This is a genomic window from Aquabacter albus (assembly GCF_040049275.1).
Lineage (GTDB): Bacteria > Pseudomonadota > Alphaproteobacteria > Rhizobiales > Xanthobacteraceae > Aquabacter.
The window spans coordinates 388338-403607 of record NZ_JBDZDT010000006.1; the positions used below are offsets into that span (position 1 = coordinate 388338).

At 65.7% G+C, this 15270-nt stretch carries 14 protein-coding genes; 6 read left to right on the forward strand and 8 right to left on the reverse strand.

Translation table 11 applies throughout. The annotated features are described in order from the left end of the window. Nucleotides 1-38 precede the first annotated feature (38 nt). Nucleotides 39-1328, forward strand: a complete 1290-nt coding sequence (locus ABLE91_RS17480) for an MFS transporter (protein WP_348933013.1) — start codon at nt 39-41, stop codon at nt 1326-1328. Nucleotides 1329-1399: 71 nt separating this feature from the next. Here ABLE91_RS17480 and ABLE91_RS17485 read toward each other — a convergent pair whose 3' ends face one another. Next, nucleotides 1400-2368 carry a Bug family tripartite tricarboxylate transporter substrate binding protein gene (locus ABLE91_RS17485; RefSeq protein ID WP_348932723.1) on the reverse strand — a complete coding sequence of 323 codons (969 nt, stop codon included), beginning with the start codon at nt 2366-2368 and terminating at the stop codon, nt 1400-1402. 655 nt (nt 2369-3023) lie between these two features. Here ABLE91_RS17485 and ABLE91_RS17490 point away from each other — a divergent pair. Genes ABLE91_RS17490 through ABLE91_RS17510 form a run of 5 tightly spaced genes read left to right on the forward strand, consistent with a single transcriptional unit; the run spans nt 3024 to nt 8923 of the window. Further along, complete coding sequence (locus tag ABLE91_RS17490; RefSeq protein WP_348932725.1) at nt 3024-4310, forward strand: CaiB/BaiF CoA transferase family protein; 1287 nt, start codon at nt 3024-3026, stop codon at nt 4308-4310. 33 nt (nt 4311-4343) lie between these two features. Beyond that, entirely contained in the window at nt 4344-5981 is a 1638-nt protein-coding gene (locus tag ABLE91_RS17495) for a thiamine pyrophosphate-binding protein (protein WP_348932726.1), read from the forward strand. Between the two features lie 8 nt (nt 5982-5989). Next, nucleotides 5990-7201, forward strand: coding sequence for a CaiB/BaiF CoA transferase family protein (locus ABLE91_RS17500; RefSeq protein ID WP_348932727.1), 1212 nt, complete (start codon nt 5990-5992; stop codon nt 7199-7201). A gap of 12 nt (nt 7202-7213) precedes the next feature. Then, nucleotides 7214-8356: a CaiB/BaiF CoA transferase family protein gene (locus tag ABLE91_RS17505; RefSeq protein ID WP_348932730.1), complete on the forward strand. Its 1143-nt coding sequence runs from the start codon at nt 7214-7216 to the stop codon at nt 8354-8356. A gap of 18 nt (nt 8357-8374) precedes the next feature. Next, entirely contained in the window at nt 8375-8923 is a 549-nt protein-coding gene (locus ABLE91_RS17510; protein ID WP_348932732.1) for an isochorismatase family protein, read from the forward strand. On the opposite strand, the gene ABLE91_RS17515 is transcribed toward ABLE91_RS17510, so the two are convergent. The 7 genes from ABLE91_RS17515 to ABLE91_RS17545 form a co-directional block, all read right to left on the reverse strand. After that, nucleotides 8920-9864 (reverse strand): LysR substrate-binding domain-containing protein, encoded by a 945-nt coding sequence (locus tag ABLE91_RS17515; protein WP_348932733.1) that lies wholly within the window; start codon nt 9862-9864, stop codon nt 8920-8922. The two genes, ABLE91_RS17510 and ABLE91_RS17515, sit on opposite strands and share 4 nt — an antisense overlap. Before the next feature lie 123 nt (nt 9865-9987). Next, nucleotides 9988-10977, reverse strand: coding sequence for a Bug family tripartite tricarboxylate transporter substrate binding protein (locus ABLE91_RS17520; RefSeq protein ID WP_348932735.1), 990 nt, complete (start codon nt 10975-10977; stop codon nt 9988-9990). 190 nt (nt 10978-11167) lie between these two features. Next, nucleotides 11168-11428, reverse strand: a complete 261-nt coding sequence (locus tag ABLE91_RS17525; RefSeq protein ID WP_348932737.1) for a 4Fe-4S dicluster domain-containing protein — start codon at nt 11426-11428, stop codon at nt 11168-11170. Continuing rightward, nucleotides 11425-12513, reverse strand: a complete 1089-nt coding sequence (locus ABLE91_RS17530) for an NAD(P)/FAD-dependent oxidoreductase (protein ID WP_348932739.1) — start codon at nt 12511-12513, stop codon at nt 11425-11427. Before ABLE91_RS17530 ends, ABLE91_RS17525 begins: the two co-directional genes overlap by 4 nt. Before the next feature lie 21 nt (nt 12514-12534). Next, nucleotides 12535-12987, reverse strand: a complete 453-nt coding sequence (locus ABLE91_RS17535) for a Rieske (2Fe-2S) protein (protein WP_348932740.1) — start codon at nt 12985-12987, stop codon at nt 12535-12537. Between the two features lie 4 nt (nt 12988-12991). Continuing rightward, nucleotides 12992-14116, reverse strand: coding sequence for an amidohydrolase family protein (locus tag ABLE91_RS17540; protein ID WP_348932742.1), 1125 nt, complete (start codon nt 14114-14116; stop codon nt 12992-12994). Beyond that, the gene (locus tag ABLE91_RS17545) at nt 14109-15185 is read right to left on the reverse strand and encodes an amidohydrolase family protein (RefSeq protein ID WP_348932744.1); all 1077 of its coding nucleotides are present in this window, start codon (nt 15183-15185) and stop codon (nt 14109-14111) included. The genes ABLE91_RS17540 and ABLE91_RS17545 overlap by 8 nt, the downstream gene beginning before the upstream one ends. Nucleotides 15186-15270 lie beyond the last annotated feature (85 nt).

Below are 15270 nucleotides of genomic sequence, written 5' to 3' on the forward strand. Positions count from 1 at the left end.
GCACCGAGGCGAGGCGCATGGCGCAGTCCATATCAACCATGGAACGGGATGCGAGGCAGATCCACGGGGATCATAGCAGCGTCAATCCCGGCGAGATCGCCATCGGCGTGGTGATCGGGCGCACGTCGGAATTCTTCGACTTCTTCGTCTATGCCATCGCCTCGGTGATCGTCTTCCCGCGGCTGGTCTTCCCCAACGTGGACCCGCTGACGGGCACCCTCTATTCCTTCGCCATCTTCGCGCTCGCCTTCATCGCCCGCCCCCTCGGCACGGTGATCTTCCTCGCCGTCGACCGGGCCCATGGGCGCGGGGCAAAGCTGACCGCGGCGCTCTTCCTGCTCGGCACCTCCACGGTGGCCATCGCCTTTCTTCCGGGCCGGGAGACCATCGGCGTGGCCTCCGTCTGGCTCCTGGCGCTGTTCCGCATCGGCCAGGGCCTTGCCTGGGGCGGGACGTGGGACGGGCTCGCCCCGCTCCTCGCGCTCAATGCGCCCGAAGGCCGGCGCGGCTGGTACGCCATGATCCCCCAGCTCGGCGCACCGTTCGGCCTGATCGTCGCGAGCGTGCTGTTCGCCTTCTTCGCCGGCAACCTCTCCGCCGACGACTTCTACAGCTGGGGCTGGCGCTACCCCTTCTTCGTCGCCTTCGCCATCAATGTGGTCGCCTTGTTCGCCCGGCTGCGCATGGCGGTGACACCCGAATATGCCGAGCTGTTCAAGCGCGGCGATCTTGAGCCGGTCCCGGTGCTGCAGACGGTCCGGGCGGAGGGGCGGAACATCGCCATCGGCGCCTTTGCGCCGCTCGCGACCTTCGCCCTGTTCCACATGGTGACAGTGTTCCCGCTCTCCTGGGTCTATCTGTTCACGACGGAGCGGCCGACGCGATTCCTGATCATCGAAGCGGTGGGCGCCGTGTTCGGCCTTGCGGCGGTCGTGGCATCCGGCTTCATCGCCGACCGCGTCGGCCGTCGAAACCTGCTCGGTGGATCCGCCGTGGTGATCGCGGTGTTCAGCGGCTTCGCGCCCCAGCTCCTGAACGGCGGCGTCGTTGGGGAAAGTCTTTTCATGGTGCTCGGCTTCGTGCTGCTCGGCGTGTCGTTCGGCCAGTCCTCAGGCATTGTGGCGTCGCGCTTCGCCAACCGTTACCGGTACACGGCCTCGGCGCTGACGAACGACCTTGCGTGGCTGTTCGGCGCCGGCTTCGCCCCCCTCGCCGCGCTCATGCTGTCGAGTACGTTCGGACTGATCTCGTCGGGCGCCTATCTCCTGTCGGGCGCCGTCTGCACCCTGCTCGCCCTGAGGCTCAACACGCGGCTGGACGCGGACTGACCAAGTCAGTCCGCGTGTTCGGCCCCCAAGCAGGGATACTGCGGGGGCGCCGTACGTGCGGCACTTCCCCCTTATTCTGCGACGATCCCGCGCTCGGCGATCACATTGGCCCACAGCTTGGAACTGGAGGCGATGACGCTCTTCAGCTCATCGGGCGTGCCGGTCATGGGGATGAAGCCGGCGGACTGGAAGATGCGCTGCACATCCGGCTGCGCCACCACCTCGCGGATGGCTTTGTTCAGCTTGTCGGTGATGTCCTGCGGCAGCCCGGCGGGACCGAGCACACCGAACCAGTTTTCCTGCTTGTAGTCGGGATACACATCGGAAATGAGCGGGGTGCCGGGCGGAAGGGAACCAGGCGAGCTGGTGGACATGCCCATGAGCTTCAGCTTCCCGGTGCGGATATATTCCAGCATGCTCGGCGTCGACGTGGTGAGCAGCACCTGCACCTCGCCGTTCATGACGCCCAGCGTGGTCACCGACGACCCCTTGTAGGGCACCGCCGTCAGCGGGATGCCCGCGGTCTGCGACAGCAGCTCCGTCGAAAGATGGCCCGAGGAGCCGGAGCCGGCGTGGGCGTAGAGCAGCGGCTTCGGCTGCTGCTTGGCGTAGCTCACGAAGCTCTTCAGGTCCGTCACCGGGAGATCGCCATTCACCACCAGGATCATGGGCTGAGTGGCGACCAGGGTGATGGGAGTGAAGCTCTTTATCGCATCGTAGCCGGCCTGCTTCTGAAGCAGCGGGGCGATCACACTCGGACCATCATTGCCGAACAGCAGGGTATAGCCATCAGGCGTGGACTTCGCGACCTCGCGCGCAGCGATGGCACCGGCCGCGCCTGCCCGGTTCTCGATGACGATCGGCTGGCCCAGGATCTTCGTCAGGGGGTCCTGCATGGCGCGGGCCATGACGTCGGTGGTCCCGCCCGGCGGATAGGGAACGAGGATGCGGATAGGCCGGTCGGGATAGGAGGCCGCCTGCGCGCCGGAGAGTGCGAAGGGCATGATGGCCGCGAACAGCGCCAGGATGAAGCGCACCATGGAAATCCCTCCCTGGATGATGGCGCGCTTTTTTGGCTGCGCGCTTTTGTACTGCGTTCTTGCTCCATCCCTCGCGCATTTGGCGATGCGCAGATACTTGAGGGCGGAGCGCAAAGTTCGGAAGCTTGCCGGGACTAATCGCTCTTTGGACGTCATAAGCCTTCCCCGCCACGTATTCGCGCGGTGAAGGTTCTGAAACAGTAAGCACCTCCCAGGAGGCGACCTAAGACGATTTCGTTATCCACGGATAACGAAGGCGCATTAACGGTAATTCAGCACCATTCTCCGCACCCCCTGAAACTCTTGCGCGGTTGTTTCCCACACGCAGGGACCGTCGAGATGGCAGGCTACGGCAAGGATCCGGTCGTCCAGAAAGAGCCGCATCGCGGCTGCGCCGTGGTGCCCGATGCACCCCCGTTATGCGCACATAACCAAATGGTCTTGGGCCTGCCCGCCTCCAATCCGTACAGTTCAATGGAGAGCGGCGATATTGAAATCGGAGCAGTGACGGCACGGGACGTCTTCAGTTCGAGACATCCGAGGAACTCACTCCTCTTCATATACTTTATCGTCAAAGTAAATTTCTCCGCATGTGCGCGAAACGCCAATGCTGGAAAGAAATAATCAAAGGAAATCCACAGTGGAGGATCGCGACATGACTCTCGGCGCCGAAGCGTGTGACGCCGGCACCGCCGCCGGCACGGAAGCGACGGGGCGCCATGAGAAGCCCAACCGCGCTGCCCTCGCCGGGATCCGCGTGGTGGACCTCACCCAGTTCGAGGCCGGGCCGGTCTGCACCGAGACGCTGGCGTGGCTGGGGGCGGAGGTCATCAAGGTGGAAGCCCCGGGGCGCGGCGAGCAGGGCCGCAAGGCGACGACCGATGCCGCAGGCCTCGATTCCAACTTCTTCCTGATCCTGAACGCCAACAAGCGCAGCGTCACCTGCAACCTGAAGAGCGAGGAGGGACGCGCCCTCTTCAGGCGGCTCGTCGCCGAGGCCGATGTATTCATCGAAAACTTCGCCCCAGGCGCCATCGAGCGGCTCGGCTTCTCCTACGACGAAGTCCGGAAGATCAACCCCTCGATCATCTACGCCCAGATCAAGGGCTTCGCCCCGGAAGGGCCTTACGCGAACTACCTCGCCTTCGATGCCGTCGCCCAGGCGGCCGGCGGCAGCGTCTCCATCACCGGCGAGGCGGACGGGCGGCCCATCAAGCCCGGCCTGAACGTCGCCGACACCGGCGCCGGCCTCCACTGCGCCATCGGCATCCTCGCCGCGCTCTATCAGCGGCGCGTCACCGGCGAGGGCCAGCGCATCGAGGTGGCGATGCAGGACGCGGTGATCAATTTCGGCCGCATCGCCTTCGCCGCCCAGGCGAACTCCGGCAAGGCCGCGCCTCGCACCGGCAACCAGAGCATCCTCGCCGGGACGTCTCCGAGTGAAGTCTATCCCTGCAAGGGCGGCGGGCCGAACGACTATTGCTACGTCTACACCACGCGCGCGGGCAACCATCATTGGGATCGGCTGCTCGCCGTCATCGGGCGCGAGGACCTGCTCACCGACGAGCGCTTCATCACGCCGAAGCAGCGGCAGGCAAACTATCGCGAGGTGGACGCCATCATCGCTGAATGGACCCGGCTGCACGACAAGCGGCACGTGATGAAGCTGTTCGGCGAGGCCGGCATTCCCGCCAGTGCCGTCTTCGACACCATGGAGCTGTCTCTCGACCCGCATCTTCGGGCGCGCGGCACGTTCGTCACCGTGGATCATCCCGAGCGTGGCGAATTCACCATGCCGGGCTTCATGGTGAAGATGTCGGGATCCCATGTGCCCGCCGCGGCTGCGCCGCTCCTCGGAGCGGACAACGTGCAAGTCTACAGCACCCTCCTCGATCTCTCGGAAGACGAGCTGGAAAGCCTGAAGCAAGCGGACGTGATCTGAAGCCGCATTCAACCATAGAGATGGCGTAGCATCATGGGTATCCGGGGTTATGAGCTGGTCGGGCGCGCGCTCGAGCACGTGGGCGCCGACACGGCATTCTTCATCATGGGCGGTCCCATCAACGACGCGCTCAATGCGGCCCGGGACCATGGCGTGCGCCTGATCGACGTGCGCCATGAGCAGGCCGCCGCCATGATGGCGCAGGCCTATGCCCGCATGCGGGGACGCCCCGGCCTGTGCCTGGGCGCATCCGGGCCGGGAACCATCAACCTCACCACGGGCCTTGCCAATGCCCTGGTGGATTGCGCTCCCGTGGTGGCGCTGGGCGGGGCGAGTCCGCTGGCGGAATACGGCACCGGCTCCTTCCAGGAGATCGACCAGCTCGCCATCATGCGGCCGGTCACCAAATGGGCCGAACGCGTCCACGAGGCGCGGCGCATTCCCGAGCTGATCGTCCGCGCCTTCCGCGAAGCCATGTCGGGCCGGCCGGGACCGGTCTATCTCGACCTGCCCGGCGACGTCCTCTACGCGGAAGTGGACGAGGCGGCCGTGGAATGGCCGCGCCCGCTTGAGATCCGCCCGCCTGCGGCCAGTGCCGCGGCGGTCGAGGAGTGCATCGCGCTCCTGAAGGCCGCCAAGCGGCCGGTCATCCTTTCTGGCAGCGGCATCCTGTGGTCTGGCGCGGCTCCGCGGCTGGCGGACTTCGTCGAGGCAGCCGGCATCCCGCTCTACACGACGCCCCAGGGGCGCGGCATCACGCGCGAGGACGCACCCGGAAGCTTGCCGCAGGCGCGCTCCACCGCCTATCGCGAGGCGGACCTCGTGCTCGTGATCGGCACGCGCCTCACCTACGTCTTCAGCCAGGGCAAGGCGCCGCGCTTCTCGCCCGACGCCAAGTTCGTGATGATCAATACCGATCCCGGTGCCATCATCTCCGCTCCGCGGGTGGACCTCGGCATCGTCGGCGATGCCGGCACCGTGGTCGACCAGCTCGCCGAGGCGGCTGCGGGGCAGCTCGCGCGCGGCCAGTTCGCGGACTGGCAGGCGCGCCTGAAAGCCATCGAGGACAAGAAGAAGGCCGGCGGCGAGGCCGAGCTGTCGAGCGAGGCGGTGCCGATCCATCCCCTGCGCCTCTGCAAGGAGATCCGCGATTTCATCGATCCGGAGACCATCCTCGTGGTCGATGGCCAGGAAATCCTCAATTATGGCCGGCAGAGCATCCCGAGCCACCTCCCCGGCCACCGGCTGAATTCCGGCCCGTTCGGCACCATGGGCGTTGGCCTTCCGTTCGGCGTCGGCGCCAAGGCTGCGCGGCCCGACAAGAAGGTGCTGGTACTGCACGGCGACGGCTCCTTCGGGCTCAATGCCATGGAGCTGGACACCGCCGTGCGCCACGATCTGCCGATCCTGGTGGTCATCAGCCTGAACGGCGGCTGGACCGCCGATCCCGAGCGCAAAAAGCCCGGGCGGGACCTTGGCTATACCCGCTTCGAGAAGATGGCCGAGGCGCTCGGCTGCCACGGGGAATATGTGGAGCAGCCGGCGGACATCCGCCCCGCTTTGGAGCGCGCGGCCGCCCAGGTGGCGCAGGGGCGGACCGCCGTGGTGAACGTGGTCACCGACTGGCGGGCGCGGGCCGGCACCGTCAGCTTCACCGCCCACAGCACCTGAGGCCGGACATGACCAGCAGCCAGGAAGGCGCCCTCGCCGGCATCCGCGTGTTGGACTTCACGCACTTCATCGCCGGTCCCTACTGCACCATGCTGCTGGGAGATCTCGGCGCGGAGGTGATCAAGATCGAATCCCCCGGCGGCGACACGTTCCGCCATTTCCGCCCCCATGTGGGCGGGGAAGGCGGGCCGTTCCTCGGCTTCAACCGCAACAAGAAGGGCCTCTGCCTGGATCTGCGCCAGCCTGCCGCGCAGGAGGTCGCACTGGCGCTCATCGCCAAGGCCGACGTGCTGGTGGAGAATTTTTCCACCGGCGTCATGGACCGCTACGGCCTCGGCTATGAGGCGGCGGCGGAGGTCAATCCGCGCCTCGTCTATTGTTCCGCCACCGCCTATGGACGCACCGGGAGCCTTGCCGCGCGGGCGGGCTTCGACCCGGTGGTGCAGGCCGAGACAGGCTTCATGTCCATGAACGGCCACCCGGAGATCGAGCCCACCCGCACCGGCCCGGCCGTGATGGATGTCTCCACCGGCATGATGGCCTCGAACGCCGTGCTCGCCGCCCTCGTCGCGCGCAACCGGACCGGGCGCGGGCAATATGTGGAGGTGGCGCTATTCGACACGGCGGTGAACATGCTGGGCTTCCACGGCATGAGCTACCTCGTCTCGGGCGTGAGCCCGCTGCGCTTCGGCAACATGAGCTCCGACAGCGCCCCTATGGGTATGTTCCACGCCGCCGACGGCCCATTCTATATCGGCTGCGCCAATGATGGCCTGTTCCGTAAGCTGGCGGAGGTGCTCGGGAAGCCGGAGCTGGTCTCCCATCCCGATTACGACAAGGCCGGCAGCCGCGTGCAGAACCGGCACGCTCTTGCCCAGCTGCTGAACGGCCTGTTTGCCGCAGGGACGCGCGAGGATTGGGTTGCGAGGCTCCAGGCGGCTGGCGTTCCCGCCGGGATGCCCAAGACCATCGAGGAGGCCATGCGCTCGCCGGAAATGGCGGAGCGCGGGCTCGTCAGCCACATTCCGCACCCGACGGCGGGTGAGATTCCGAACGTGGCGCCGCCGTTCCGCCTCGCAGGCACACCCGTCGTTCCCCCCGTCGCCGGCCCCATACTTGGCCAGCACACCCGCGAGATCCTGTCCGACGTGCTCGGCTTCGACGAGAGCCGCATCGCCGCTCTCTCGGCGGCCGGCGCCGTGCGGCAGGCCGCCATCTGAAGGAGCAGGCAATTGGGCCCGCTGCACGGCACCAAGGTCATCGAGTTCGGCGCCATCGGGCCGGGGCCCTTCTGCGCCATGATGCTGTCCGACATGGGCGCGGAGGTGCTCCGCCTCGACCGCATGGAGCCGCCGGATCTCGGCCTCCAGCGCGAGACGCGCTTTGCCACGCTGAACCGGGGCCGGCGCTCCGTCGCCATGGACCTCAAGGCGGAGGGGGCCGTGGCAACGGTCCTGCGCCTGGTGGAAAAGGCGGACGCGATCATCGAGGGGTTCCGGCCAGGCGTCATGGAGCGGCTCGGCCTCGGGCCGGATGCCTGCCTTACGGCCAATCCCCGGCTGGTCTATGGCCGGATCACCGGCTGGGGCCAGGAGGGGCCGCTCGCCCAGGCGGCGGGGCACGACATCAACTATCTCGCCATCTCCGGCGCCCTCCATGCCATTGGCCGGGAAGGCCAGCTCCCCTCCCCGCCGCAGAACTTCCTCGCCGACATGGCGGGCGGCGGCATGTACCTGTCCTTCGGCATCGTCTGCGCGCTGCTGGAGGCGCGCACGTCCGGCAAGGGACAGGTGGTCGACGCCGCCATGGTGGACGGCGTCGCGTCCATCCTCACCAGCGTCCACGGCATGTATGCAGCCGGGCTGATCGGCGACCGGCGCGGCGAGAACCATTATGATGGCGGCTCGCCCTGGTACGATTCCTACGAGACCGCCGACGGCCAGCTCGTCGCGGTGGGCGCCATCGAAAGCCGGTTCTACGGCACGCTCCTCAAGCTGCTCGGCCTCGACGCCAAGGATCTTCCCGGCCAGCACGATCGCGCCGGCTGGCCGGTGCTGCGCGCGCGCTTCGGCGACGCGTTCCGGAAGAAGACCCGGGAGGAATGGCTGAAGCTCATGGACGGGAAGGATGTCTGCGTGGCGCCCGTCCTGACCCTGGGCGAAGCCATGGAGCATCCCCACCTGAAGGCCCGGGGCACCTTCATTGAGGTCGCCGGCGTGCGGCAGCCCGCGCCGGCGCCGCGCTTCAGCCGCTCCGCGCCGGACCACCCGGCGCCGCCGCCGGAGCCCGGCGCGCATACCGATGCCGCGCTGGCGGACTGGGGCTTCTCCCATGCCGAGATATCGGGGCTGCGCGAGGCGAAGGCCATCGCATGAGCGCCGGGAGGATCGCCTTTGGCACTGCTCTCGCCAACACAGTCCCTGGTCTTGGTCATCGACATCCAGGAACGGCTCGCGCCGGTGATCCACGATGTCGACGGGGTGGTTTCGCGCACCGGCGTCCTGCTGCAGGCCGCGCAGCATCTCGACGTGCCCGCGCTCGCCTTCGAGCAATATTCACGCGGGCTTGGCGCGACCCTGCCGGCGCTGGCGCGCTACATTTCCAACGAGGCGGTCATCGAGAAGATGGCCTTCAGCGTCGCGACCATGCCCTCGGTTCTCACACGGCTCGCCGCCACATCCCGCACCCAGATCGTCATTGCCGGCATGGAGGCCCATGTCTGCGTGCTGCAATCCGCGTTCGGCCTGAAGGAGGCCGGTTACGAGGTCCATGTGGTCGCCGATGCCGTGGGCTCCCGCCGCGCGCGGGACGTGGATCTGGCTTTCTCCCGCCTGCGCATGGAGGGCATCGGCATCACCAATTGCGAGATGGTCGTCTATGAATGGATGCGGCATGCGGAGATGCCGCACTTCAAGACCCTCAGTCGCCTGCTGCGGGATTAATCCGCCTTCGCGGTCGCCGCAGCGGCGAGCATCGCCTCGCTGACCACGCGGGGCGTCAGGTGCGGGGCGACGGCGCGGACGAAATCCAGAATGATCGGCCGCAGATAAGTATTCGCCCGCAAGGAGATGTTCACGACGCTCGACGGGAAGAGGTGGCTTGCGTCCCGCATCCGCAGATCGGCATCCCGCTTGGGGTCGAACGTGAGAGATGACAGGATCGCGATGCCGAGGCCGCTTTCCACATAGGCCTTGCAGACATCCGCATCCACGGCGCTGAGCATGATCTTCGGCTCCAGCCCCGCCTGCTCGAACGCCTGCATGACGATCCAATGGCCGCTATAGCGCCGGTCATAGGTCACGATGGGATGGGAGGCGATCTCCTGGAGCGTAAGGGGCTCCACCTCCAGAATGGGATGCCCCGCCTTGGCGATCACCGAGCGCTTGAGTTCGGCACAAGGCAACGAGATGAGCTGCGGGAAGACGCGGATCGGCTCGGCGCCGATGGCAAGGTCCGCCTCGCCCGCCCCCACCAGCTCGCAGGCATAAGCGGGGTCGCCCTGCTTGAGGGTCAGCCGGACGTTCGGATGCCGCTCCATGAAGCCTTCGATGATCGGCGGCAGGAAATACCGCGCCTGGGTATGGGTGGTCGCGACGATGAGGTTGCCCTTGCCGCCGGAGCCCATGTCCTCCTTCAGCGCGCGCAGCGCGTTCACCTCCGCAAGCGCACGCTGGGCAATGGCGAAGACGTGCTCGCCCCCCTCGGTCAGCCCTGTAAAGCGATTGTTCGCGCGGACGAAGATGGCGAAGCCGAGTTCCGCCTCAAGCAACTGGATCTGCCGGCTGACACCGGGCTGAGACGTGTTCAGGGCTTCGGCGGCGGCGGACAGGTGGTTCGAGTTTTTGACGATCTCAACCACGTAACGCAGTTGCTTCAGATTCATCCGCAAATCCTAGGCCGGACCGACCGGCGAAGAAAGCTGAACCTGTTTTGCACCTGCGAACACACGCGCGCCAATACATTCATTATTACGTATATGGATGCATGTTCCTGCCAATGGCCGTGTTCAGTAGTCCAGCTTCAACCCTTCCGCCTCGATCACCGCCTTCCATTTCGCGATGTCGGCGTCCACATAGGCCAGCGTCTGCGCCGGGGGCGCCCAGGCGGGCACGGCGGCCCAGGTCTCCATGTTCTTTTTGGCCGAATCCAACCCCAGGAACTCCTTGATGCTGATATTGATCTCGCTGACGACCTCGGGCGGCATGCGGGCCGGGCCGAACACGCCGTAAAACGTATCCACCACATATTTGTCGAGCGCCGGGACGGCCCCCTTCAGCGGCGGCAGGTCGCAATAGGGATTGCGCTCGGCGGACGTGATCGCCACCCCCTTCACCTTGTTTGCCCGCACGAACTCGATGCCGTTGGAGATATTGTCGGCGAACATGGGCACCACGCCGGTCATGAGGTCGACCACCGCCGGCGCGGATCCGCGATAGGGCACGTGGGTCGCCTGGACGCCCAGAAGGTTGAACAGCCAGAGCGTCGACAAATGGGTCATGGAGCCGACGCCGGCCGAGGCATAGGTGATGCGCCCGCTATTGGCCTTCGCCCAGTCGATGAAGTCCTGCACGGATTTCACGGGGACGGAATTGTTCATCATCACGATATTGGAGCCGGTGATGATGTTGCTGATGGGCGTCAGATCTGCGGGCTGATACTTCAGGTTCCGAAACAGGCTGTAGGCCACTGACTGCGGCCCCGTGCTTCCCAGAAGCAGGGTGAGCCCGTCCGGCGCCGAGCGCACCACATCCATGGTGCCGACGACGCCGCCCACGCCCGTCTTGTTGTCGACCACCACTGACTGTCCCCATTTCTGCTGGAGATGGGCAGCCACGAGGCGCGCGATGATATCGGTGATGCCGCCGGCGGAGAACGGCACCACCATCCGGACCGTGCCGCTCGGCCGCCAGGCGCCTGCCCGTGCGGACAGGGGATTGAATATGGCCGTCGCGCCAAGGCCCGCGAGGACCTTGCGACGATCGATGAGCGTGCGCATGTTCACAGCTGCTCCTCCTGTTATTATCGCCTGAGGCGTTTTTTTGGCGTTTCTCGTCCCGCTTCCGCTCATTGGTGGAGTATTGGTATTTGTAGTTTTATTATTCCAATGTACTGAATATTATTTTCTCTTCATCCTCGCGCAGATCTCACATACATTATAAATGCCTGCACCTGAGACTTACTCGATTTCAGCCAGCATAGAAGGCCGCATTCTGCTGGATCGACGGCACCTGCTCCGGCGGCACCGTCGCCTTGGTGTAGATGGCCTCCATCGGGCAGACGGTGCGGCAGGCATCGCAGTCGATGCACAGCTTCGGATCGATGAAAAGCTGCTCCACCTCGTCATAGACATCGTCTTCCGGCGAGGGATGGATGGCATCGACCGGGCAGACCTCAACACAGGAGGCGTCCTTGCTGCCGATGCACAGGGTGGTGATGACGTAGGTCATGCTGCGCTCATGGTTGGCTCTGTGGTCTCGACACCCGGCGGCACCCCGACACTGGTTGAATGTTCCGGCTGGAGCTCCACGTCCGGACGAATGAAGGCCATGGCGTGAGCGACCGCAGTGGCCGCCTCGCCGAGGCCGGTGGCGATCAGCTTGATCTTGCTGGCGCTGGTCGCGATGTCGCCGCAGGCCCAGATGCCGGGCACGCTGGTGCGCATCCTGTCATCCACCAGCATCCCGCCGTCCTGTAGATCGAAGCCCCAGTCCGCCAGCGGCCCAAGGCCGGTGATGAAACCAAGCTGCACGATGAGGTCGTCGATATCGAAACGCTGGACTTCCCCGCCCTTGCTCACGGGCCCCAGGGTCACGTGGCGCAGGGCGTCGTCGCCATGGATGTCCTTGACCACGCAAGGCACCGCGAGACGGATGCGCCCTTCGGCGACCGCGGCATCGATCAGGTCCACAGTGTGTTGGTGCGCACGGAAGCGATCCCGGCGATGGACGAGGATGATCTCCCGCGCGAGGTCCTTCAGCTCCATGGCCCAGTCGCAAGCGCTGTCACCTCCTCCGACGATCATCACGCGCCGCCCCGCGAACTGCTCCTTCTTCGTCACGAAGAAGGTGAGCCCCCGGTCGGTCCATCGCTCGGCATCGATGCCGGGAAGCGGGCGTGGGGTGAAGGCGCCATGGCCAGCCGCCATGAGGACCGTGCGCGAGAGGAACACCCCGGAGGTCGTCTCCACCGCGATCAGTTCCTCCTGCAGCTCGGGATGCCAGCGGCGCGAGAAGGACAGGGCCGTTGTGGAGAGATGAACCGGAATCCCGAACTGCCCGATGGACTGCTCTGCCAGCCGGTCCACGAGATCGCGCGCCTTGATCTTCTGGTGGCCGGGAATGTCGTAGATCCATTTGTCGGGATAGAGCGCGCTCAGCTGGCCCCCGATGGTGGGCAGCGAGTCCACGATCCGGCACGAGGCGCGGCGCATGCCCGCCCAGAAACCGGCGGAGAGCCCCACCGGCCCGGCACCGATGATGGTGATGTCGCAGACCGGCCCCGCCTCGATCGTCGCCGCATCACTTTCCAGCATCATGCCCGCTCCGCTCTCGTCCTAGACGTCCACCACGACGTAATCGTCGTGAATGCTGATGGGGTAGGTTTCGACCGTGTAGGGCCCGGGCTGCCGCCCTTCCCGCTCGATCTCCTTCACGTCGCAGGCAAGGACATCCTCGCCGCCGAGCACGGCCGCCTCGTACGACCGCACCCGGACCTTGTCCGGATCGAACCAGCTCTGGCCGGTGCGCAGATCGAATTCCCAGGAATGCCAGGGGCAGCGCACGAACTCGCCGCGGCGGGAATAGTCGAATTCCCCGGGCAGGCTCGACCGGACGATCCCGCCCAGTTCGCCCTGGCACAGCGGGCCGCCCGCATGGGGACACTGATTGCGCACGGCGAAGAACTCGCCCTTGATCCTGAAGACACCGATCGATCGGCCGGCGACCGTCACGATCATGCGGTCCGTGGCCTCGAAATCCTTGATGGGGGCGATGACGTAGCGTGCCATCGGATCACGCAGCCCTCGGTTCGAGGCCGTAGAACTTGCGGGCATTCTCCACAAAGATCTTCCGGCGCAGCGCCTCGGGGAGCTTTTCCAGCACGCGGTCGGGATTGTCGTAGTCCCAGTGCGGATAGTCGGTCGCGAACATCAGCATCTCGTCGGTCTCGAAATGCTCGATCACCTGGAGGATGTGCTGCGGGTTCGGCGCCTCCTCCATGGGCTGGGTGGTGAACCGTATGTGCTCCCGGACGAGGTCGGACGGCCGGCGCGTGACATGTGGCACTTCATCGGCGAGCCGCTTCAGGTGCTTGTCCATGCGCCACATCAGCGAAGGCAGCCAGGCGAACCCGCCTTCGACACAGATGATGCGCAGACGGGGAAAGCGCTCGAACACCCCTTCGCAGACCAGGCTGATGAGATGGGCCTGGAAGGTCTGGGGCATGTTGGTGTGGTCCTCGAAATAGAAGGAGGACCAGCCAGAGGAGGTGATGGGATTCTGGCTGTAGCCGCCGAAATGAACCGCGATCGGCAGATCGTTGGCCTCCGCGGCCTCGTAGATCTTCCAGTAGCGCTTGCGGCCCAGCGGCTCACGGGTGCGCGGCTTCAACAGCACCTGGGCGCAGCGCTTGTCCGCCGCCATGCGGCGGATCTCCTCGGCCGCAAGGTCCCCGTCCTCATAGGGCACCATGATGGAGCCGAGAAGCCGCTCGTCGGCCGCCAGCCACTCGGCGGACTGCCAGTCGTTCATCGCCCGGGCGAGGGCCGCGTCATAATCGCTGTTGAGCTGATCGCCGACCCGCGAGAGGCAGTTGAGGATGCCATACTCGATGGGCAACGCATCCAGGTGCTGCTGCCGGAAAAAGTCGAAATCCGCCCCAGCGGTGAGGCCGGAAGGGGGAGCGGCGTCCTTGCGCTTGCCCACGCCCGCAAGACGTGGATAGGGCGCGCCGTGGAACGTCAGCGCCGGGTTGGAGCGATGGCCATAGGTGCGGTGGTGGTTGTGCCAGTGCGGATCGAGATAGCGCATCAGAACCGCATCCGACTGGATGTAGTTGTGGATGTCGCAATCGATGAAGGGCTGGCGCGCCTTTGTCCGTGCCGCGCGGGCCGGACGCTCCGTGACGTGGTCAAGCATGGAAGCGGTACGTCCTTTCGGCGTTCGCGAACAGGAGGTTGCGCTCGGCTTCCGGGGAGAGGGCCATGGGAAGGGGTCCTTCCTCGTCGAACTGCCAGTGGGGATAATCCGACGAGAAGAGGAGAACCTGATCCGACTGGATGTGATCGATGGTCTCGACGAGGCGGCGCAGTTCATCGGGCTCGTCGAGCGGCTGGAGGGTGATCTTCAGGTGCTCCCGGATGATCTCCGAAGGCAGGCGATCCACCCACGGCACCTCGCGGCGCAGGCCCTTCCAGTTCTTGTCCAGCCGCCACAAGAGCGAAGGCAGCCAGGTGAAGCCGGATTCCGCGAACACCACCTTCAGGTCCGGCACCTTGGCGAACACCCCTTCCGCCAGGAGGCTCACCAGCTGCCCCTGGAAGCCCTGGGCCACCGCCAGATATTCCTCGACATAATAGGTCGGCCAGCCCACGGGCGTCGGCGGATTGCCCCCTCCCCCGCCGCCCGCATGGATGCAGACCGGAAGCTTATGGCGCGCCGCCGCCTCGTAGATGGGCCAGTAGTATCGGCGACCCAGCGGCATCTGCGTGCGCGCCGGCAGCAGCACCTGGACGAACCGGCTGTCCGCGGCGCGGCGCTCGATCTCCTCCACCGCCGCGGCCGGGTTCTGGGGCGCGACGATGATGGATGCGGAAAGCCTCGGATCCCGGTCCAGCCATTGGTCCGCCAGCCAGTCATTGACGGCGGTGGCCATGGCCCCTGCCCAATACTCGTTGTAGAGGGCCTGGACGCCATAGAGGCAATTCAGGATCGCGCGCTTCGCTCCGGTCTGGTCCAGCACCAGGGAGATCAGCGCATCGGGATCGGCGCCCGGCGGACCGCCGGCGCCGCGTGCCTCGGGGCGGGCGGCGATTGCACTGTTCACCGGATAGTAGTTCGGCTCGAGGCTTGGATGTCCCGCCTCGGCCATGAAGTCCTGCCAATATTCCGACAGATAAGGATACAGTACCTTCACGGAAGGCACGGCGTTATGAACATCGCAATCTATGGCTCCGGCAAGGCGGCCGGAGAACGCCAAGGTTTTCATTTTTGCTCTCACCTTTGAAGGGAGCGTATCAAGCGCGTTCCGCAACGACCAACAACGAAACGAGATGGCCTCATGCCGAAACCGT